25 protein-coding genes are annotated in these 16743 nt (G+C 61.6%); all 25 read right to left on the bottom strand.

Annotated features, from left to right (window positions below):
- Nucleotides 1-4: 4 nt before the first annotated feature.
- The 25 genes from rpsH to WMO45_RS05640 all read right to left on the bottom strand — a co-directional run bounded on the left by rpsH (nucleotide 5) and on the right by WMO45_RS05640 (nucleotide 16723).
- Nucleotides 5-403 carry a 30S ribosomal protein S8 gene (rpsH, locus tag WMO45_RS05520; RefSeq protein ID WP_349139565.1) on the bottom strand — a complete coding sequence of 133 codons (399 nt, stop codon included), beginning with the start codon at nucleotides 401-403 and terminating at the stop codon, nucleotides 5-7.
- A 130-nt stretch (nucleotides 404-533) separates the two neighbouring features.
- Nucleotides 534-719 (bottom strand): type Z 30S ribosomal protein S14, encoded by a 186-nt coding sequence (locus tag WMO45_RS05525; protein ID WP_006573415.1) that lies wholly within the window; start codon nucleotides 717-719, stop codon nucleotides 534-536.
- A 14-nt stretch (nucleotides 720-733) separates the two neighbouring features.
- A complete protein-coding gene (gene rplE / locus WMO45_RS05530) occupies nucleotides 734-1288 on the bottom strand; it encodes a 50S ribosomal protein L5 (RefSeq protein ID WP_349139566.1) in 555 nt (184 codons plus the stop codon).
- Nucleotides 1289-1307: 19 nt separating this feature from the next.
- On the bottom strand, nucleotides 1308-1625 hold the full coding sequence (gene rplX / locus WMO45_RS05535; protein WP_349139567.1) for a 50S ribosomal protein L24: 318 nt from the start codon (nucleotides 1623-1625) through the stop codon (nucleotides 1308-1310).
- Nucleotides 1626-1641: 16 nt separating this feature from the next.
- Nucleotides 1642-2010: a 50S ribosomal protein L14 gene (gene rplN / locus WMO45_RS05540; RefSeq protein WP_349139568.1), complete on the bottom strand. Its 369-nt coding sequence runs from the start codon at nucleotides 2008-2010 to the stop codon at nucleotides 1642-1644.
- Nucleotides 2011-2022: 12 nt separating this feature from the next.
- Nucleotides 2023-2283 carry a 30S ribosomal protein S17 gene (rpsQ, locus tag WMO45_RS05545; RefSeq protein WP_007494646.1) on the bottom strand — a complete coding sequence of 87 codons (261 nt, stop codon included), beginning with the start codon at nucleotides 2281-2283 and terminating at the stop codon, nucleotides 2023-2025.
- Between the two features lie 17 nt (nucleotides 2284-2300).
- Nucleotides 2301-2504 carry a 50S ribosomal protein L29 gene (gene rpmC, locus WMO45_RS05550; protein ID WP_494337556.1) on the bottom strand — a complete coding sequence of 68 codons (204 nt, stop codon included), beginning with the start codon at nucleotides 2502-2504 and terminating at the stop codon, nucleotides 2301-2303.
- Entirely contained in the window at nucleotides 2501-2935 is a 435-nt protein-coding gene (gene rplP / locus WMO45_RS05555) for a 50S ribosomal protein L16 (RefSeq protein WP_349139570.1), read from the bottom strand. Before rplP ends, rpmC begins: the two co-directional genes overlap by 4 nt.
- Nucleotides 2935-3801 carry a 30S ribosomal protein S3 gene (gene rpsC / locus WMO45_RS05560; protein WP_349139571.1) on the bottom strand — a complete coding sequence of 289 codons (867 nt, stop codon included), beginning with the start codon at nucleotides 3799-3801 and terminating at the stop codon, nucleotides 2935-2937. The genes rplP and rpsC overlap by 1 nt, the downstream gene beginning before the upstream one ends.
- A gap of 15 nt (nucleotides 3802-3816) precedes the next feature.
- A complete protein-coding gene (gene rplV, locus WMO45_RS05565) occupies nucleotides 3817-4149 on the bottom strand; it encodes a 50S ribosomal protein L22 (protein ID WP_007494654.1) in 333 nt (110 codons plus the stop codon).
- A gap of 15 nt (nucleotides 4150-4164) precedes the next feature.
- Nucleotides 4165-4437 (bottom strand): 30S ribosomal protein S19, encoded by a 273-nt coding sequence (gene rpsS, locus WMO45_RS05570; RefSeq protein ID WP_007494656.1) that lies wholly within the window; start codon nucleotides 4435-4437, stop codon nucleotides 4165-4167.
- A gap of 15 nt (nucleotides 4438-4452) precedes the next feature.
- The gene (gene rplB / locus WMO45_RS05575) at nucleotides 4453-5286 is read right to left on the bottom strand and encodes a 50S ribosomal protein L2 (RefSeq protein WP_349139572.1); all 834 of its coding nucleotides are present in this window, start codon (nucleotides 5284-5286) and stop codon (nucleotides 4453-4455) included.
- Nucleotides 5287-5301: 15 nt separating this feature from the next.
- Entirely contained in the window at nucleotides 5302-5601 is a 300-nt protein-coding gene (gene rplW, locus WMO45_RS05580; protein WP_349139573.1) for a 50S ribosomal protein L23, read from the bottom strand.
- Nucleotides 5601-6221, bottom strand: coding sequence for a 50S ribosomal protein L4 (gene rplD / locus WMO45_RS05585; protein ID WP_349139574.1), 621 nt, complete (start codon nucleotides 6219-6221; stop codon nucleotides 5601-5603). The genes rplW and rplD overlap by 1 nt, the downstream gene beginning before the upstream one ends.
- 17 nt (nucleotides 6222-6238) lie before the next feature.
- Nucleotides 6239-6964: a 50S ribosomal protein L3 gene (gene rplC, locus WMO45_RS05590; protein ID WP_349139575.1), complete on the bottom strand. Its 726-nt coding sequence runs from the start codon at nucleotides 6962-6964 to the stop codon at nucleotides 6239-6241.
- Between the two features lie 121 nt (nucleotides 6965-7085).
- Nucleotides 7086-7400 (bottom strand): 30S ribosomal protein S10, encoded by a 315-nt coding sequence (gene rpsJ, locus WMO45_RS05595; protein ID WP_006573401.1) that lies wholly within the window; start codon nucleotides 7398-7400, stop codon nucleotides 7086-7088.
- A gap of 357 nt (nucleotides 7401-7757) precedes the next feature.
- On the bottom strand, nucleotides 7758-9152 hold the full coding sequence (gene aroE / locus WMO45_RS05600; protein ID WP_349139576.1) for a shikimate dehydrogenase: 1395 nt from the start codon (nucleotides 9150-9152) through the stop codon (nucleotides 7758-7760).
- Nucleotides 9153-9187: 35 nt separating this feature from the next.
- Nucleotides 9188-9619 carry a type II 3-dehydroquinate dehydratase gene (aroQ, locus tag WMO45_RS05605; RefSeq protein ID WP_349139577.1) on the bottom strand — a complete coding sequence of 144 codons (432 nt, stop codon included), beginning with the start codon at nucleotides 9617-9619 and terminating at the stop codon, nucleotides 9188-9190.
- Entirely contained in the window at nucleotides 9537-10109 is a 573-nt protein-coding gene (locus tag WMO45_RS05610; protein WP_349139578.1) for a shikimate kinase, read from the bottom strand. The genes aroQ and WMO45_RS05610 overlap by 83 nt, the downstream gene beginning before the upstream one ends.
- Nucleotides 10106-11263 carry a prephenate dehydratase gene (gene pheA, locus WMO45_RS05615; protein ID WP_349139579.1) on the bottom strand — a complete coding sequence of 386 codons (1158 nt, stop codon included), beginning with the start codon at nucleotides 11261-11263 and terminating at the stop codon, nucleotides 10106-10108. The genes WMO45_RS05610 and pheA overlap by 4 nt, the downstream gene beginning before the upstream one ends.
- A gap of 15 nt (nucleotides 11264-11278) precedes the next feature.
- On the bottom strand, nucleotides 11279-12313 hold the full coding sequence (aroC, locus tag WMO45_RS05620; protein WP_349139638.1) for a chorismate synthase: 1035 nt from the start codon (nucleotides 12311-12313) through the stop codon (nucleotides 11279-11281).
- A complete protein-coding gene (locus WMO45_RS05625) occupies nucleotides 12310-13518 on the bottom strand; it encodes a 3-phosphoshikimate 1-carboxyvinyltransferase (RefSeq protein ID WP_349139580.1) in 1209 nt (402 codons plus the stop codon). The genes aroC and WMO45_RS05625 overlap by 4 nt, the downstream gene beginning before the upstream one ends.
- Complete coding sequence (aroB, locus tag WMO45_RS05630; protein WP_349139581.1) at nucleotides 13515-14579, bottom strand: 3-dehydroquinate synthase; 1065 nt, start codon at nucleotides 14577-14579, stop codon at nucleotides 13515-13517. Before aroB ends, WMO45_RS05625 begins: the two co-directional genes overlap by 4 nt.
- Nucleotides 14580-14606: 27 nt before the next feature.
- Entirely contained in the window at nucleotides 14607-15626 is a 1020-nt protein-coding gene (gene aroF / locus WMO45_RS05635) for a 3-deoxy-7-phosphoheptulonate synthase (RefSeq protein WP_349139582.1), read from the bottom strand.
- A gap of 305 nt (nucleotides 15627-15931) precedes the next feature.
- Nucleotides 15932-16723: a ZIP family metal transporter gene (locus WMO45_RS05640; RefSeq protein WP_349139583.1), complete on the bottom strand. Its 792-nt coding sequence runs from the start codon at nucleotides 16721-16723 to the stop codon at nucleotides 15932-15934.
- Between the last annotated feature and the right edge of the window lie 20 nt (nucleotides 16724-16743).

The following is a 16743-nucleotide window of genomic DNA, read 5'->3' on the forward strand; positions in this document are numbered from 1 at the left end:
CTCCTTACCAGACAAACGCCAGGACCTCGCCGCCGACATGGGCCGCGCGGGCGGCCTTGTCAGTCATGACGCCCTTGGACGTGGACACGATGGCAATGCCCAGGCCATGCAGGACCCGGGGCAGCTCGTCAGCACCGGCATAGACACGCAGGCCGGGCTTGGACACGCGGCGCAGACCGGTAATAACCTTCTCCTTGCCGGCGTTGTACTTCAGAGTGACACGGATCACGCCCTGAGTACCGTCGTCGATCAGCTGGAAGTTCTTGATATAGCCTTCATCCAGCAGGATCTGCGCGATGGATTTCTTCATGTTGGACGCGGGGACGTCCACGGTGTCATGCTTGGCGTTGTTCGCGTTGCGGATGCGGGTGAGCATATCCGCAATGGGATCGGTGATATGCATGATGTTTACCTCCTATCAGAGTTACGGGCAAGGCCCGTATCAGCGGCAAGGTATCGCAGCTAGGCAACTGCGACCTATTGCACGCCGGCTGGGAAATTTATCAAATTACCGGCCAAGAGGCGGGCTGGGTTTACCAGCTCGCCTTCTTGACACCGGGAATCTGACCCTTGTAAGCCAGCTCGCGGAAGCAGATACGGCAGATGCCGTAGTCCCGCAGGTAGGCATGGGGACGGCCGCAGATCTTGCAGCGGTTATAGCGGCGGGTGGAGAACTTGGGCTCCGCCTGCTGCTTCAGGATCATAGACTTCTTAGCCATTACGTTCTCCTCCTTTACCGGGCAAAGGGAGCGCCGATCAGAGTCAGCAGTTCCTTGGCCTCTTCGTCGGTCTTGGCGGTGGTGCAGATGACCACGTCCAGGCCGCGGATCTTGTCGATCTTGTCGTACTCGATCTCGGGGAAGATCAGCTGCTCCTTGATGCCCAGGGCGTAGTTGCCGCGGCCATCGAAAGAGTTGCCGTTGATGCCCCGGAAGTCACGCACGCGGGGCAGGGCCACATTGAACAGGCGGTCCAGGAACTCCCACATACGATCGGCACGCAGGGTGACCTTGGCGCCGATGGGCATGCCCTCACGCAGCTTAAAGTTAGCCACGGACTTCTTGGCTTTGGTGATGATGGCCTTCTGGCCGGTGATCTTGGTCAGATCGCCCACAACGGCCTCCAGCACCTTGGAGTTGTCCCGGGCCTCGCCGCAGCCGCAGTTGACCACGATCTTGTCAATCTTGGGGATCTCCATGACGCTCTTGTAGCCGAACTTCTGCATCAGAGCAGGAGCGACCTCGGCCTGGTACTTTGCCTTCAGGTTGGGCACTTTCTTATCAGCCATTGTCTATACTCCTCCTCTCTCAGATCTCGGCGCCGCACTTCTTGCAGACGCGGACCTTCTTGCCGTCGGCCAGCAGCTTGTGAGCAGGCCGGGTGGGCTTGTTGCACTTGGGGCAGACGCGCTGCACCTTGCAGGCGTAGATGGGGGCTTCCTTCTTGATGATGCCGCCCTGCTCGCCCTGGCGGCGGGGCTTCTGGTGGCGGGAGACGATATTAACCTTCTCCACCACGACCTTGCCCTCCTTGGGCAGGACGCTCAGGACCTTGCCCTGCTTGCCCTTGTCCTTGCCGGACAGAACGATGACGGTGTCGTCCTTACGAATGCTCATCTTATTCATGTCTTCTCCTACCCCCTTACAGCACTTCGGGAGCCAGGGACAGGATCTTCATATAATCCTTGTCACGCAGCTCGCGGGCCACGGGCCCAAAGATACGGGTACCGCGGGGATTCTTGTCGTCCTTGATCAGGACGGCGGCGTTCTCGTCAAAGCGGACGTAGCTGCCGTCGCTGCGGCGCACACCCTTGGCGGTGCGGACGATGACGGCCTTCACGACCTCGCCCTTCTTCACGGTGCCGCCGGGCTGAGCCTTGCGGACGGAAGCAACGATGACATCGCCAATGTTACCAAACTTGCGGCTGGAACCGCCCAGCACGCGGATGGTCTTGATCTCCTTGGCGCCGGTGTTGTCGGCAACCTTCAGATAGCTCTCCTGCTGAATCATTCCGGCACCTCCTTACTTCGCCTTTTCGATGATCTCGACGACGCGCCAGCGCTTGTCCTTGGACAGGGGGCGGGTCTCCATGACCCGGACGCGGTCGCCGATACCACACTCGTTCTTCTCGTCGTGCGCCTTCAGCTTGTAGGTGCTCTTGACGATCTTCTTGTACAGGGGGTGGGCCACACGGTCGGCAATGGCCACCACCACGGTCTTATCCATCTTATCGGAAACCACCAGGCCGACTCTGGTCTTGCGGGAAGAAGTTCTGTTCTCCATGATCTAGTTCCTCCTTCTTATCGGCCTGCGAGCTGCTGCTCACGGATGATGGTCTTCACGCGGGCAATGTCGCGCTTGACCTCAGCGATCTTCACGGGGTTCTCCAGCTGATTGGTGGCGTGCTGAAGACGGAGCTGGAAGAGATCCTTCTTCAGGTCGCCCAGCTTGCTCTCCAGCTCAGCCGCGCTCATCTTGCGGATTTCAGTAGCCTTCATCTTCATTCACCACCATTCTCGGTCTCGGCGGTCTGCTTCGCCACGATCTTGCACTTGACGGGCAGCTTGTGGGAAGCCAGACGCAGGGCCTCGCGGGCGATCTCCTCAGAGACGCCGGCAATCTCGAACATCACACGGCCGGGCTTAACCACGGCCACCCAGTACTCAGGGGAGCCCTTACCGGAACCCATGCGGGTCTCAGCGGGCTTCTCGGTGATGGGCTTATCGGGGAAGATCTTGATCCACACCTTACCGCCACGCTTGGTGTAACGGGTCATGGCGATACGGGCGGCCTCGATCTGATTGCTGGTGATCCAGCAGGGCTCGGTAGCCTGCAGACCAAACTCACCGTAGGTCACGGTGTTGCCCTTCAGGGCCTTGCCCTTCAGGCGGCCGCGATGCACGCGGCGATATTTCACTCTCTTAGGCAGCAGCATTAGTTGGAGCCTCCTTCCTTGGGAGCAGCGGGACGGGCACCGCCCTGAGGACGGGCACCGCCCTGGGGACGGTTGTTGTTGAAGCCACCCTGAGGACGGCCGCCCTGGCGGTTAAAGCCGCCGCCGTTGCGGTTGAAGCCGCCCTTGCGGTCGCCGTCGCGGCGATCGCGGCGGGGACGGTCGGAGCGCTCCTTGAAGTTCTTGGTGTCCAGAGTGCGGGGGGTGGTACGCAGGGTCTGGGTCAGCACCTCACCCTTGTAGATCCACACCTTCACGCCGATGCGGCCGTAGGTGGTGGCAGCCTCAGCGAAGCCGTAGTCGATGTCGGCGCGCAGAGTCTGCAGGGGAATGGTGCCATCGTGATAGTGCTCGGTGCGGGCGATCTCAGCGCCGCCCAGACGGCCGGACACCTGAGTCTTGATGCCGCGGGCGCCCATGCGCATAGCGCGGCCCATGGCGTTCTTCATAGCGCGGCGGAAGCCGATGCGCTTCTCCAGCTGCTGAGCGATGTTCTCGGCCACCAGCTGAGCGTTGGTATCGACCTGCTTGACCTCAACGATGTTGAGGGCCACGCTCTTGCCGATCATCTTCTCCAGCTTCAGGCGCAGGGCCTCGATGGCCTCGCCGCCCTTGCCGATGACGACGCCGGGACGGGCGCAGTGCAGATAGATGCGCACCTTGGCGTTGTCACGCTCGATCTCGATCTTGGGGATCCCGGCAGAATACAGGGTCTTCTTCAGGTAGTCCCGGATCTTCTTGTCCTCCACCAGCAGGTCGCCGACCTTCTCATTGCGGGCGTACCAGCGGGAGTCCCAATCTTTGATGACACCCACGCGCAGGCCGTGGGGATTGACTTTCTGTCCCATATTCTTCCTCCTCCCTTAGCGCTCAGCCACAGCGATGGTGATGTGAGAAGTGCGCTTGTTGATCCGGTAGGCGCGGCCCTGGGCCCGGGGCATCATCCGCTTGATGATGGGGCCGGGGCAGGCGAACACCTGGGAAACATACAGCTTCTCGGGGTCCATCTGGTGGTTGTTCTCCGCGTTGGACGCGGCGCTCTTGAGGAGCTTCAGCAGCAGCTCAGAGGCAGCCTTGGGGGTGCCCATGAGGATGGCGTTGGCCTGGGCCACGCTCTTGCCGCGGATCAGGTCGCAGACGATCTGCACCTTACGGGGAGAGATACGGGCATATCTCAGATGTGCTTTCGCTTCCATGTTCTCTCCTCCTCCTTACTTACCAGTCTTGCTGCCGGCGTGGCCGCGGAAGGTGCGGGTGGGGGCGAACTCGCCCAGCTTGTGGCCCACCATATCCTCGGTCACGTACACGGGCACATGCTTGCGGCCGTCGTGCACGGCAAAGGTGTGTCCGACGAAGGAGGGGAAGATGGTGGAGGCGCGGCTCCAGGTCTTCAGGACCTTCTTCTCGCCGGTCTGATTCATTTCGTCGACCCGCTTCAGCAGCTCGGGGGCGCAAAAGGGGCCTTTCTTGATACTTCTGCTCATCTTTTACTGCCTCCCTTACTTCGCGTTGCGGTGCTTGACGATGAACTTCTCGGTGCGGTTCTTCAGCTTGCGGGTCTTGTAACCCATAGCAGGCTTGCCCCAGGGGGTGACAGGGCCGGGACGGCCGACCGGGCTCTTGCCCTCGCCGCCGCCGTGGGGGTGGTCATTGGGGTTCATGACGGAACCGCGGACGGTGGGCCGCCAACCCATGTGACGCTTACGGCCGGCCTTACCGATCTGGATGTTGGACCAGTCGGTGTTGCCCACCTGACCGATGGTGGCCTTGCACTCCTCGCGGACGTAGCGGACCTCGCCGGAGGGCAGACGGACCTGAGCCATGCCGTTCTCCTTGGCCATCAGCTGAGCAGCCTCACCAGCGGCGCGCACCAGCTGGGCGCCCTTGCCGGGGTAGAGCTCGATGCAGTGGATCAGCTCGCCCACGGGGATGTTGGCGATGGGCAGGCAGTTGCCGGGCAGGATGTCGGCGTCGGAACCGGTCATGATCTTGTGGCCGGCCTTCAGGTTCACGGGAGCCAGGATATAACGCTTCTCGCCGTCCTCGTACTGGATCAGGGCGATGTTGGCGGAGCGGTTGGGATCGTACTGCAGGTTGATGACCGTAGCGGTACCCTCTTTGTTCCGCTTAAAGTCAATGATGCGGTACTTCTTCTTGTTGCCGCCGCCGCGGTGGCGGACGGTGATGCGGCCGTAGCTGTTGCGGCCAGCATTCTTCTTCAGGTTCTCAGTCAGGCTGCGCTCGGGCTTGGCCTTCTTGTCGATGCCCTCGAAGGCGCTCACGGTCATGTGGCGGCGGGAGGGCGTCGTGGGCTTATAAGTCTTGATAGCCATTGTTCGTTATCCTCCTTACACCATGCCTTCGAAGAACTCGATGGTCTTGGAATCCTCAGTCAGGGTGACCATCGCCTTCTTCCAGTTGGCCCGGCGGCCGGCGGGCCAGCGGCCGGTGCGCTTGGCCTTACCCTGCATGTTCAGGGTGTTGACCTTGGCGACCTTCACGCCGAAGATCTCCTCGATCGCCTTGGCGATCTCGATCTTGTTCGCGCTCTTGGCCACCTCAAAGGTGTACTTCTTGAACTCGGTCTCCGCCATGGACTGCTCGGTGATGACGGGGCGCTTGATGATGTCATAAGCGGTGGTAGCCATTACGCAAACACCTCCTCGATGACGGCCAGGGCCGCCTTGTCAACGATAAACTTGCCGGCGTTCACGATGTCGTAAACGCTCAGGATCTTGGCGGTGGTGGTCACCACGCCGGGGATGTTGCGGGCGGACTTGATGACAGTCTCGTTCACCTCGGGGGTGACGACGACAGCCTTCTTGGCGCCCACAGTATCCAGGAAGCCCTTCATGGTCTTGGTCTTGATCTCGTCCAGGTTCAGGCTGTCCACAACGACGATGTCGCCGGAAGCGGCCTTAGCAGAGAGGACGGACTTCAGAGCCAGACGCTTGACCTTCTTGTTCAGCACGTAGCTGTAGTCGCGGGGCTTGGGAGCAAAAACGATACCGCCGTGGGTCCACTGGGGAGCACGGGTGCTGCCCTGACGGGCGCGGCCGGTGCCCTTCTGACGCCAGGGCTTGATGCCGCCGCCGGAGACCTCAGCGCGGGTCAGAGCACTCTGAGTGCCCTGCCGGCAGTTGGCCAGATGGTTCTTGACCACCTCGTGGACGACGGTCTGGTTGGGCTCGATCCCGAACACAGCTTCGGAGAGCTCCACTTCGCCGACCTGGTTGCCGGCCATGTTCACAACGATTGCCTTAGGCATTTGAGTTCTCTCCTTTCTTACTTGTTACGGGCGGAAGCCTTCTGGGGATTGACGCGGGCGGAAGCCTTCTGCGGGTTGCTGGAGATGCCGGCGGCAGCGCCCTTCTCCTTGACGTTGATCACGGAGTTGCGCAGGAACACCACACCGCCCTTGGGGCCGGGGATGGCGCCGCGTACGGCAATGATGCCCAGCTCGCTGTCCACCTTGACCACGTCCAGGTTCAGAACAGTAACCTGCTCGTTACCCATCTGGCCGGCGCCGATCTTACCCTTGAAGATACGGGAAGGATCGGTGCTGGAGCCCATGGAGCCGGCGTGACGATGCACAGGGCCAGTACCGTGGGATTCCTTCAGGCGGGCGGCGCCGTGGCGCTTGATGACGCCCTGGTAGCCGTGGCCCTTGCTGATGCCGGTCACGTCCACGCGGTCGCCCTCGGCGAACACATCGACCTTCACCTCGTCGCCCACATTCAGAGCGTCGCAGTTGGCCAGCTTGAACTCCTTCAGAGTCTTCTTGCGAGCCTCGCCAGCCTTCTTCAGGTGGCCCAGCTCGGGCTTGGTGAGCTTCTTCTCGGCCACGTCCTCGTAGCCCAGCTGCACGGCGTTGTAGCCGTCCTTCTCCTCGGTCTTCTTCTGCACCACGGTGCAGGGGCCCGCTTCGATCACGGTGACCGGGATGACCTTACCTTCGGCGTCAAAGATCTGCGTCATGCCGACCTTCTTGCCGATGATGGCCTTTTCCATGTTTTTTCCTCCTTAAATAAGGTTATTGGTTGACGTAGGTGGGCATTGGCTCCCATTGCTCCGCCAACTTGACCCGTCCGCCTCAAAACGCGGCGGACTGCGGTACAAACAAAGGAATGGATTAGAGCTTGATCTCGATCTCGACGCCCGCGGGGAGCTCCAGGCTCATCAGAGCCTCCACCGTCTTGGGAGAGGGCTTCAGGATGTCGATCAGGCGCTTATGAGTGCGGCGCTCGAACTGCTCGCGGGAGTCCTTGTACTTATGGACGGCGCGCAGGATGGTCACGACCTCCTTCTTGGTGGGCAGGGGAATGGGGCCGGACACGGAAGCGCCGGTGCGCTTGGCGGTCTCAACGATCTTCTCAGCGGACTGGTCAATCAGCTGGTGATCGTAAGCCTTCAGGCGAATGCGGATCATTTCTTTCTGAGCTGCCATTGTGGTTCCTCCTTAAAAACATACGAAGTGGGTTGAGCACGCTTCGTACGGTGAGAAATCTTCAGTACACGTTTCCGTGCGTATCACTCCGTGACATGAAGAAAACCGGCACAAGCAGGCCGGTTTTACCCATGCACAGCGATATACGCCGTGCACAGATTCCTCAGCCGCCCGATTCTAGCTCGGACATACTCCGCGGAAGTTACCGGCTCTCGCCGCAATCTCCCGCATCATCGCAGACTGCGTCCCACAAACGGACGCTCACATATAATAACCGAAAACATCGCTTCTGTCAATAGCTTTTGCGCGTTTTTTGAATTTTTTTGGGCGGCCGTCCGGCGGACGGCCGCCCTCTGGTCATAAAACGTCCCGCAGCAGGTCCTTCATAGCTGCCGGGTCCACTTTGGTCTGGGTAAAATGCTCCAGCGCCAGCACCGCCTGGTTGACCAGCAGTCCGAAGCCGTTGACCGTCTTGTGCCCCCGCTCCCGGGCCTGGCGAAGCAGCTCGGTCTCCGGCGGGGCGTAGATGAGATCCACCACCGGCACCGACGGCTCCAGCCGGTCCAGGAAGTCGAAGCTCTCAAACTGGCCCTCGGTCCCCTCCATGCCCAGACTGGTGCAGTTGACCAGCAGCTGGCACTGGGCGGCCTGCCCGGCCAGAGTCTCCCCATCGAATCCGGCAGGATGGAGATGAGCCGGGTCATGGTCGCACAGCGCCTGCGCTTTCTCCCAGGTGCGGTTGCACACCACTACATCCGCGCCGGCCTGCACCAGTTTGAGGCAGACTGCCTTGGCTGCTCCTCCCGCCCCCAGCACCAGCACTCTCTTACCGGCCGGATCGATCTCCGCGTCGGCCAGGGCCCGCAGGAATCCGGCGCCGTCGGTGTTGTAGCCGTAGGTCTTCCCATCCCGGATGCACACAGTGTTCACTGCGCCGATCAGCCGGGCGTCCTCGTCCAGCTCGTCCAGCAGCGGCACCAGGTCCTCCTTGTGGGGCATGGTGGCGTTGAACCCGGCATAGCCGGCGTACTTGGCACAGGCCAGCCACTGCTCACAGGTGCCCCGGGGTACCCGCTGCCAGAGATATACATAGTCCAGCCCCAGCGCACGGAGCATGGTATTTTGGATCACAGGGGACTTGGAGTGGTCCACCGGGTCCCCGATGATACAGAGCTTTCTGGTGGTGCTGGTCACTTCCACCTGCATATCGATCTCTCCTCTCTTTGGTTCCGGCCGGTGGTCGGGCAGGGCGGCATTCACCCCCAAAGCTACGGCCACGCCCACTACGGTCTCAATGATCCGGGCGGCGGCGTAGTAGTACCGCGTCACACCGGTGACCCCGGTGATGAGGATCACACAGGGCAGAATGCAGGCCATGCCGCAGGCGGTGGGCCGCCGAATGAGTAAGCATAGCCATACCCCCGCCACACACACCGCGCCCAAAACCGGCATCTTGACCCACGGATCGTCCAGCAGAGGTCCCAGCAACAGAGTAGCGGTACCCAGCGCACCGCCCACAATGACACCAATGAGTCTGGAAATTCCCTGCTGAAAAGTCTGTCCCAGGGTGCTCTGGACGCAGATGATACAGGCAATACAGGCGTAGAGCGGCCCCATCTGCCCCAGCACACCCCCCAGCTCACTGCGGTAGGTCAGCCCGAAAGGGACAAACAGAGCGTAGGACACCATGACCGCCACCGCAGTCTTGATCACCCGCATGCCGATGCGGGGCAGGGGTACCGGCTTTTTCATAAAAACTCCTTTTTATCAATGGACGTCCTCTTGGGCTACGTTTCTTTTGAGAGAAAATACCCCATGGCCGCCTCATACCCATACAGGCCCAGACCGCAGATCTGGCCTACGCAGGCAGGGGCGGTGACACTTTTGTGGCGGAACTCCTCCCGCTGATGGATGTTGGAGATATGCACCTCGATGCAGGGCACGTCCACCGCCTTCAGGGCATCCAGGATGGCATAGGAATAATGGGTGTAGGCTCCCGGATTCATGACAATGGCGTCATACTTCCCCTGGGCAGCATGAATGGCGTCGATAATAGCCCCCTCGTGGTTGGACTGAAAGCAGTGGGCCGTGGAAGCGTGGGCGGCCGCAAAGTCCTCCAGCCGGCGGCACAGGCTCTCATAGCTGTTCTGGCCGTAGATCCCCGGCTCCCGCCGGCCCAGCAGATTCAGATTCGGTCCGTTGATGATCAGAAAGTTCATGGCGCAACACCTCCAAAATGGCCTCCGCCGTCTGGGCGGGAGTGTGAGTCCCGGAAATAATATAGTCGGCCCACCGCCGGTAGATGGGCTCCCGCTGGGTAAAGCGGTCCAAAAAGGCCGCTCGGCCGTCCTGGCCCAGGGGCCGCCCGGCCATGGAGACCGTGTCGTAGATCTCCCCCGGGTCCCGGTTGAGCCAGAACACGGTGGCGCTGTCCTTCAGCGCGGCGATGGCCTCCGCTCGGGTGGGCAGGCCGCCGCCGCAGGCGATGACCAGATCCCGCTCCCGGGCCAGCGTCTCCGCCGTCTCCCGCTCCAGGTCCCGAAAATACGCCTCGCCCTGATGAGCAAAGATCTCAGGAATGGAGCGGCCCTGGGCAGCCTCGATGTACTGGTCGGTGTCCACAAACCGGCGCTCCAGCCGTTTGGCCAGCCGCCGGCCCACCGTTGTCTTTCCGCAGCCCATCATGCCGATGAGAACGATGTTCTTCACGGCTCGTACCCCTTGAAGTTACCCAGCACCCGGAACTCCACGGCCAGCTGGCTGAGTTCATGAAGCACTCCATCCATGCCGGGGGCAGACAGATCGCCGGTGAAGTCCAGGAAGAAGAGGTACTCAAACCCCCGCCCAGGGATGGGGCGGGACTCGATTTTCATCAGGTTGAGCCCCTGAACCGCAAAAATGGTGAGAATCTCATGCAGCGAGCCGCTCTGATGGGGCAGGCGGAAGACAGCGCTGATCTTGTTTCGGCCGGGCCGCAGCTCCATCACCGGGGAGACCACCACGAAGCGGGTGTGGTTCTCGGCGTTGTAGTTGATGCCCTCGGCCAGAATGTGCAGGCCGTAGAGCTCTGCCGCCCGGCGGGAGCCGATGGCGGCGGCGGTGCGCTCCCCGGTCTCAGCCACCTGCTTGGCCGAGCCGGCAGTGTCCAGAACGGGCACCCGCTCCCAGTCCCGGTGGGCGTCCAGGTACTTTTCACACTGCATGAGCCCCTGCTCGTGAGAGTAAACCGTGCGGATATCCTCCAGCGCCACGCCGGGCAGAGCCATCAGGCAGTGCTCCACCTTCACCTGGCTCTCCCCTACCATATAATAATTATACTGCGCCAGCAGGTCGTACACCTGTCGAATGGAGCCGGTGGAGCTGTTTTCGACGGGCAGCACGGCATAGTCGGCCTCCCCCCGCTCCAGAGCGGCAAACACATCGGTAAACCAGGGCAGCCCCCGGCTTCTTACCTGCCGGCCGAAGAAATCCACTGCAGCCTCTTCGCTGTAGCAGCCCGGCTCCCCCTGGTAGACCACCCGTGGATCGCACAGAGGTTCCCGCCGGTGAGCGGCCGCCGCGGCAAAAGCTGCCCAGCCCGGGTCCTCCGCCCCTTCCCGCACCAAGTGGCGCTGCTGGCGGCGGGAGATGGCCATGATGCTCTCATACAGGGCGGCAATGTCTGCCTTCCGGGCAGGATCATCCGTGAGGGCAGTCTTGGCGGCGATGACCTGCTTTTCCCGCCCGGCATCCAGCACTGGGATGCCCTGGCGCTGCTTGTACTCCCCCACCTTGCCGGTGACTACCATCCGCTCCAGGAACAGGCGCACCAGTTCCCCGTCGATACGGTCGATCTCCTGCCGGTATTGTTCCAATTCTGTCATGCTTTCCTCTCCCCCTCAGATGCCCAGTACCGCGCAGGCGGCCAGGGCGGCGGCGGCCTCGATCACCGGCACCGCCCGGGGGACGATGCAGGGATCATGGCGGCCGTGGATCTCAATCTCGGTCTCCTCCCCGGTGCGCAGATCCACGCTCTCCTGGGGCAGGGCGATGGAGGGAGTGGGGCGGATGGTGACCTCAAAGGTCACGGGCATACCGTTGGTAATGCCGCCGTTGATTCCCCCGGCGTGGTTGGTGCGGGTGACCACCTGTCCGTCCCGTACCTCAAAGGGGTCGTTGGCCTCGCTGCCCCGCATGAGGGAGAAGGCCACCCCCGCGCCAAAGTCCACGCCCTTGACGGCGGGAACGGAGAAAAGGTACTGGGAGAACACGCCCTCCACATTGCAGCCAAAGTCGGGGGCGCCCAGCCCCGCGGGCAGACCGGTGACGGCGCACTCGATGGCGCCGCCCACACTGTCCCCCTCTTCCTTGGCCTCCAGGATAGCCTGCTGCATCTCCTCCCCCTTGGCGTCGTCCAGTACAGGGAACGCCTTTTGGGCTACCTCCTCCAGCACGCCGGTGTCCTCCAAGGACGCGTCACAGATGCCGTAGATGGAGCTGATGTGGGCCCCGATGCGGATGCCCCGCCGCTCCAGCACCTGCTTGGCCACCGCTCCGGCGGCCACCAGCGGGGCGGTAAGCCGGCCGGAGAAATGTCCGCCGCCCCGGTAGTCCTGGCATCCCTGGCTCTTGATGAACCCGGCGTAATCCCCGTGGCTGGGCCGGGGGGTATAACGGATGGACGCGTAATCGGAGGAATGCTGGTCTCCGTTTCGGATAAGCATGGTCAGGGGCGTGCCAGTGGTCTTCCCCTCAAAGAGACCCGAAAGCACCTCCACCCGGTCATCCTCCTTCCGGGCGGTAGCCGTGGGGCTCTGCCCCGGTTTGCGCCGGTCCAGCTCCCGCTGCACAGCCTCCAGGTCCAGCTCCAGCCCAGCGGGCACTCCCTCCAGCACCACACCAATAGCCGGGCCGTGGGACTCTCCGAAAATCATGTGTCGCATGTATAATTTCCTCCCAAGCTGCGGTAATCCTCCCAGAAATTCGGGTAGGACTTCTTGACGCACTCTGCGCCGGTAATGGTCACCGCTGCGTCACAGCGGATGGCGGCAATGGCGGCCATCATGGCAATGCGGTGGTCGTTGTGCCCCGAGACAGTAACTCCGCCGGCCAGGCGCTCCTTTCCGTGGATCACCAGGTGGTCCTCAAACTCCTCCACCTGAGCGCCCAGTGCGCTCAGCACTTCCGTCACCGCGGCCAGCCGGTCGCTCTCCTTGATGCGCAGCCGGGCCGCGTTGACGATGGCTGTGGTCTCGCCGCTGCGCAGGGCAGCCATGGCGGCCAGAGGGGGCACCAGGTCGGGACACTGGCTCACATCCAGCTCCACCCGTCCCTTTGCTTGCAGTTTTAAAAAGTAGGGCACAATGCGCATATCTCCCTGAGCCGAATAAGCATTGAGTCCCTGAATATCCAGATCACAGCCCAAGCTGACGGCGGCATACCAAAACGCAGCGTTGGACCAGTCGGCCTCGATGGTGATATCCCGGGACTGATAGTGCTGCTTCCCCGGTATCCGGAAGGTCCGGTCTCCGTCATATTCCACCTGAATCCCGAACTGTTTCAGCGCGTCCAGGGTCATGTCAATATACCCTCTGGATTCCAGGTCCGTGGTAAGCAAAATCCGGCTGTCTCCATTCAGCAAAGGCAGGGCATACAGCAGGCCGGTGATAAACTGGGAGGACACGTCCCCCCGCAGGGTATAATCTCCGGCAGTAAGGGTCCCTGCCACCGTCAGCACGTCGTCCTTCTGTTCATAGGAGATTCCTTTCTCCCGGAACAGAGCAAAGTAGGGCTCCTGGGGCCGCTGCATGAGCCGTCCACGGCCGGTAAAGCGTCCTCCGCCCCGCAGAGCCAAGGCCACCGGGATGAGAAAGCGCAGGGTCGATCCACTCTCCCCGCAGTCCAGTTCCGGCAGCTCCTCTCCCGGCGTCTTCAGAGCGGCCATACACCGCCTGGTGGCGTCAATATCCTCCGAGTGGCCCAGATTCCCGATCCGGCTCACCTGAGTGCCGAGCGCCGCAGCGATCAGGACACGATGCGACTGGGATTTGGACGGAGGCGGCGTCACCGTCCCACGCAGCAGGGCCGGCGTAATGGTAAGGTCGAAATGAGCGGGCATCATATCGGCAGTCACGTTCATCTGAGTTCCTCCAGCAGGGCAGTCTTGGGCATCTTGTGGGGCACGGCGCGGCCGATCTGTTCCAGCAGAATAAGGGAGATATCCGCCCCCGCCCCCTTTTTATCCAGGCCGACGGCGGCCGCGTACTCCTCCGGCGTGCAGGGGATGGCAGTGGGCAGGCCCAGGGCCGTCAGGACCCCGGCGATGCGCTCCGCCGTCCCGGCGGGGGTCACCCCCAGGGTGCTGCCCAGTTCGGCTGCTTTCACCATGCCGGCAGCCACCGCCTGGCCGTGGGTCCACTTCTCGTAGTTCCCCGCCAGCTCGTAGGCGTGGCCCAGGGTGTGGCCGAAGTTCAGCAGCATCCGTTTCCCCGTGTCCCGCTCGTCCTCTTCCACTACAATTCGTTTTAGATTGCAGCAAGTATACAAAATGGATTCGATTTCTTCCATCAAAAGGCTCCGCGTCGGCCGCTTGGCCAGGAAGGCAAAGAAGTCCTTGTCGAAAATGCAGCCATACTTGACCACTTCCGCCATTCCGTCGGCAAAGATGGCATCGGACAGGGTGTCCAGGGTATCCGGGTCCATGAGCACCAGTTTGGGCTGCCAGAAAGCTCCCGCCAGGTTCTTGCCACGTTGGAGGTCAATGGCCACCTTCCCTCCCACCGAGGAATCCACCTGAGAGAGGAGGGTGGTGGGAATCTGGACAAAATCCACCCCCCGCAGGATGGTGGCGGCGGCAAAACCCGCCAGATCCCCCACTACACCGCCGCCCAGAGCCACCACCGCATCGGTGCGGGTGAGACGGGCATCCATCATGGCCTCCCACAGCCGGGCCAATTGCCCGGCGCACTTGGCCTCCTCCCCGGCGGGGACAGTGCACACGGCGGTACGGAATCCCGCGGCCGTTAGACTGGCCTCCAGTCTGGCCCGATAGAGGGGTTCCACATGGGAGTCAGTAACCACAAAGAGGGTCTCCGCCCGGGGCAGCACCTTCCGGCAGGCCTCTCCCGCCCGGTCCAGCACTCCCCTCTGGATGATGATTTCATATTCCCGCCCCGGCAGGGCGACGGTGAGCGTTTTCATGGGTCGTTGTCCTTTCCGCGCTTGCTTTTATTTTACCAACGTCTTCTCCACCAGGTCAACCATAGCCGCGACCTTCTTCATCAGCGCGTCAAACTTCTGGGGCGTGAGGGACTGCTGTCCGTCGCACTTGGCGTGGGCAGGATCGTTGTGGACCTCGATGATGAGGCCGTCGGCGCCGGCAGCCACCGCAGCCAGGGCCAGAGGCTCCACCATCCAGTACATACCCGCGGCATGGGAAGGATCCACGATAACGGGCAGGTGGCTCATCTGTTTGACGGCGGGAATGGCGGACACATCCAGCGTGTTGCGGGTATAGGTCTCAAAGGTACGCACCCCGCGCTCGCAGAGGATGACGTTCTCATTGCCGGAAGCCATGATATACTCGGCGGACATGATCCACTCCTCATAGGTGTTGGCCAGGCCCCGCTTGAGCAGGATGGGCTTGCTCATCTTGCCCACCTCTTTGAGCAGTTCAAAGTTCTGCATGTTCCGGGCGCCCACCTGCACCACGTCCACCTCCCGCTCGAAGAGGTCGGCCATGCGGGGGTCCATAATCTCGGTGACAATGGGCAGGCCGGTCTCCCGCTTGGCCTCCAACAGCAGGTCCAGGCCGGGAGTACCCATGCCCTGGAAGGAATAGGGGGAAGTACGAGGCTTAAAGGCGCCGCCCCGCAGCATCACGGCTCCCGAAGCCTTCACATCCCGGGCCACGGCGCAGATCTGCTCCTCGCTCTCCACCGAGCAGGGCCCGGCAATGACGGAAAAGTTACCCCCGCCGATCTTGGCGTTCCCCACCGTAACCACCGTGTCTTCCGGGTGGAACTTGCGGTTGGCCTTCTTATAGGGCTCCTGCACCCGCATGACCCGCTCCACATGGGGATTGATGGAGATCTTGTCCATATCCACAGCGGTGGTATCGCCCACCAGACCCAGGATGGTACATCCCACGCCATTGGTAATGCCCACATCCAGATCCAGCTTTTTCAGGCTGCCCACCAGTGCATCGATATCCTCCTGCCGGGTGCCGGGCTTCATAACAACTACCATAGTTCAACATCCTTTCTAAACATACAAAAAGGGCGCCCATTGATGAAATCAATGAGCGCCCGCAACATATGCCGGTATCGTGGGGCCCACTTTGATCCGGACCCCATCCCATTCATTTCATCCCACGCTGCGTTCCATGCCAAAAAAGCCGGCGCCCGTAAATCGAGCCCAGCCATAGGAAAACAGGAAGGATGCAGTTGTGAGGGTCTGATACGCCATGGTTACTTCCTCACTTTAACAGGTTGCTGTCATTATACCCCCTGTACTTGGGAATTGCAACCGGAAATTTTCACAAAGCATCCCTGTCAGCCCAGGGCTACATCCAGCACCATCATGATGAGAAACCCCGCCATGACGCCCAAGGTGCCGGTATTGGAGTGCTCTCCCAGGTGGGCCTCGGGAATCAGCTCTTCCACGACTACATAGAGCATAGCCCCCGCCGCAAAAGAGAGCAGCCACGGCATAAGCGGGGCAATCCCTCCGGCCACCAGCACCACCAGCACACCAAACACCGGCTCCACAACGCCAGACAGACTGCCATATACAAACGCCCGTCCGGCAGATAGTCCCTCCTGCCTCAGCGGCAGGGAAATAGCCGCTCCTTCCGGAAAATTCTGAATACCAATCCCCAACGCCAGAGCTGCCGCCGCTGACAAGGCTGCTCCTTCTCCCCCGTGCTGGACTGCCAGGGCAAAGGAGAGTCCAACTGCCATCCCTTCTGGGATATTGTGGAGGGTCACCGCCAGCACCAGCAGGGTGGTCCGCCGCCAGGAAGAGGGCAGCCCCTCAGGCTGTGCCGCATCCTGGTGCAAATGGGGCAGCAGTACATCCATCAGCATCAAAAAGCCAACGCCCAAGGCAAAACCGCCCACCGCCGGCAGCCAGCCAGGCAAGCCCGCCGCCTCTGCCTCCTCAATGGCGGGGATAAGCAGACTCCATACCGATGCGGCGATCATGACCCCCGCAGCAAACCCCAGAAAAATACGCTGAACAGAGGGCTGCAACTGTTTGCGAAAGAAAAAAACCATAGCAGCGCCCAGCGTGGTCATGGCAAAGGTAAACCCCGTGCCGGCCGCCGCCCATAAAATGGGATACATTGTGTTCACTTCCTCTCTTG

Origin of the sequence: Flavonifractor hominis (assembly GCF_040095835.1) — a bacterium.
GTDB lineage: Bacteria > Bacillota > Clostridia > Oscillospirales > Oscillospiraceae > Flavonifractor > Flavonifractor hominis.

Coding starts and splice junctions, on each gene's coding strand:
- rpsJ (WP_006573401.1), bottom strand. CDS start 7,400: ATGGCAGCTCAGAAAGAAATGATCCGCATTCGCCTGAAGGCTTACGAT.
- WMO45_RS05640 (WP_349139583.1), bottom strand. CDS start 16,723: ATGTATCCCATTTTATGGGCGGCGGCCGGCACGGGGTTTACCTTTGCC.
- rpsQ (WP_007494646.1), bottom strand. CDS start 2,283: ATGGAGAACAGAACTTCTTCCCGCAAGACCAGAGTCGGCCTGGTGGTT.
- rplX (WP_349139567.1), bottom strand. CDS start 1,625: ATGAATAAGATGAGCATTCGTAAGGACGACACCGTCATCGTTCTGTCC.
- rpsC (WP_349139571.1), bottom strand. CDS start 3,801: ATGGGACAGAAAGTCAATCCCCACGGCCTGCGCGTGGGTGTCATCAAA.
- rpsH (WP_349139565.1), bottom strand. CDS start 403: ATGCATATCACCGATCCCATTGCGGATATGCTCACCCGCATCCGCAAC.
- rplE (WP_349139566.1), bottom strand. CDS start 1,288: ATGGCTGATAAGAAAGTGCCCAACCTGAAGGCAAAGTACCAGGCCGAG.
- rplN (WP_349139568.1), bottom strand. CDS start 2,010: ATGATTCAGCAGGAGAGCTATCTGAAGGTTGCCGACAACACCGGCGCC.
- aroE (WP_349139576.1), bottom strand. CDS start 9,152: ATGAAAAAGCCGGTACCCCTGCCCCGCATCGGCATGCGGGTGATCAAG.
- aroC (WP_349139638.1), bottom strand. CDS start 12,313: ATGATTTTCGGAGAGTCCCACGGCCCGGCTATTGGTGTGGTGCTGGAG.
- rplD (WP_349139574.1), bottom strand. CDS start 6,221: ATGCCTAAGGCAATCGTTGTGAACATGGCCGGCAACCAGGTCGGCGAA.
- rplW (WP_349139573.1), bottom strand. CDS start 5,601: ATGGCTACCACCGCTTATGACATCATCAAGCGCCCCGTCATCACCGAG.
- aroB (WP_349139581.1), bottom strand. CDS start 14,579: ATGAAAACGCTCACCGTCGCCCTGCCGGGGCGGGAATATGAAATCATC.
- aroF (WP_349139582.1), bottom strand. CDS start 15,626: ATGGTAGTTGTTATGAAGCCCGGCACCCGGCAGGAGGATATCGATGCA.
- WMO45_RS05625 (WP_349139580.1), bottom strand. CDS start 13,518: ATGAACGTGACTGCCGATATGATGCCCGCTCATTTCGACCTTACCATT.
- rplC (WP_349139575.1), bottom strand. CDS start 6,964: ATGGAAAAGGCCATCATCGGCAAGAAGGTCGGCATGACGCAGATCTTT.
- rpsS (WP_007494656.1), bottom strand. CDS start 4,437: ATGAGCAGAAGTATCAAGAAAGGCCCCTTTTGCGCCCCCGAGCTGCTG.
- rplV (WP_007494654.1), bottom strand. CDS start 4,149: ATGGAAGCGAAAGCACATCTGAGATATGCCCGTATCTCTCCCCGTAAG.
- rpmC (WP_494337556.1), bottom strand. CDS start 2,504: ATGAAGATGAAGGCTACTGAAATCCGCAAGATGAGCGCGGCTGAGCTG.
- pheA (WP_349139579.1), bottom strand. CDS start 11,263: ATGACAGAATTGGAACAATACCGGCAGGAGATCGACCGTATCGACGGG.
- rplP (WP_349139570.1), bottom strand. CDS start 2,935: ATGCTGCTGCCTAAGAGAGTGAAATATCGCCGCGTGCATCGCGGCCGC.
- aroQ (WP_349139577.1), bottom strand. CDS start 9,619: ATGAACTTTCTGATCATCAACGGACCGAATCTGAATCTGCTGGGCCGG.
- WMO45_RS05525 (WP_006573415.1), bottom strand. CDS start 719: ATGGCTAAGAAGTCTATGATCCTGAAGCAGCAGGCGGAGCCCAAGTTC.
- rplB (WP_349139572.1), bottom strand. CDS start 5,286: ATGGCTATCAAGACTTATAAGCCCACGACGCCCTCCCGCCGCCACATG.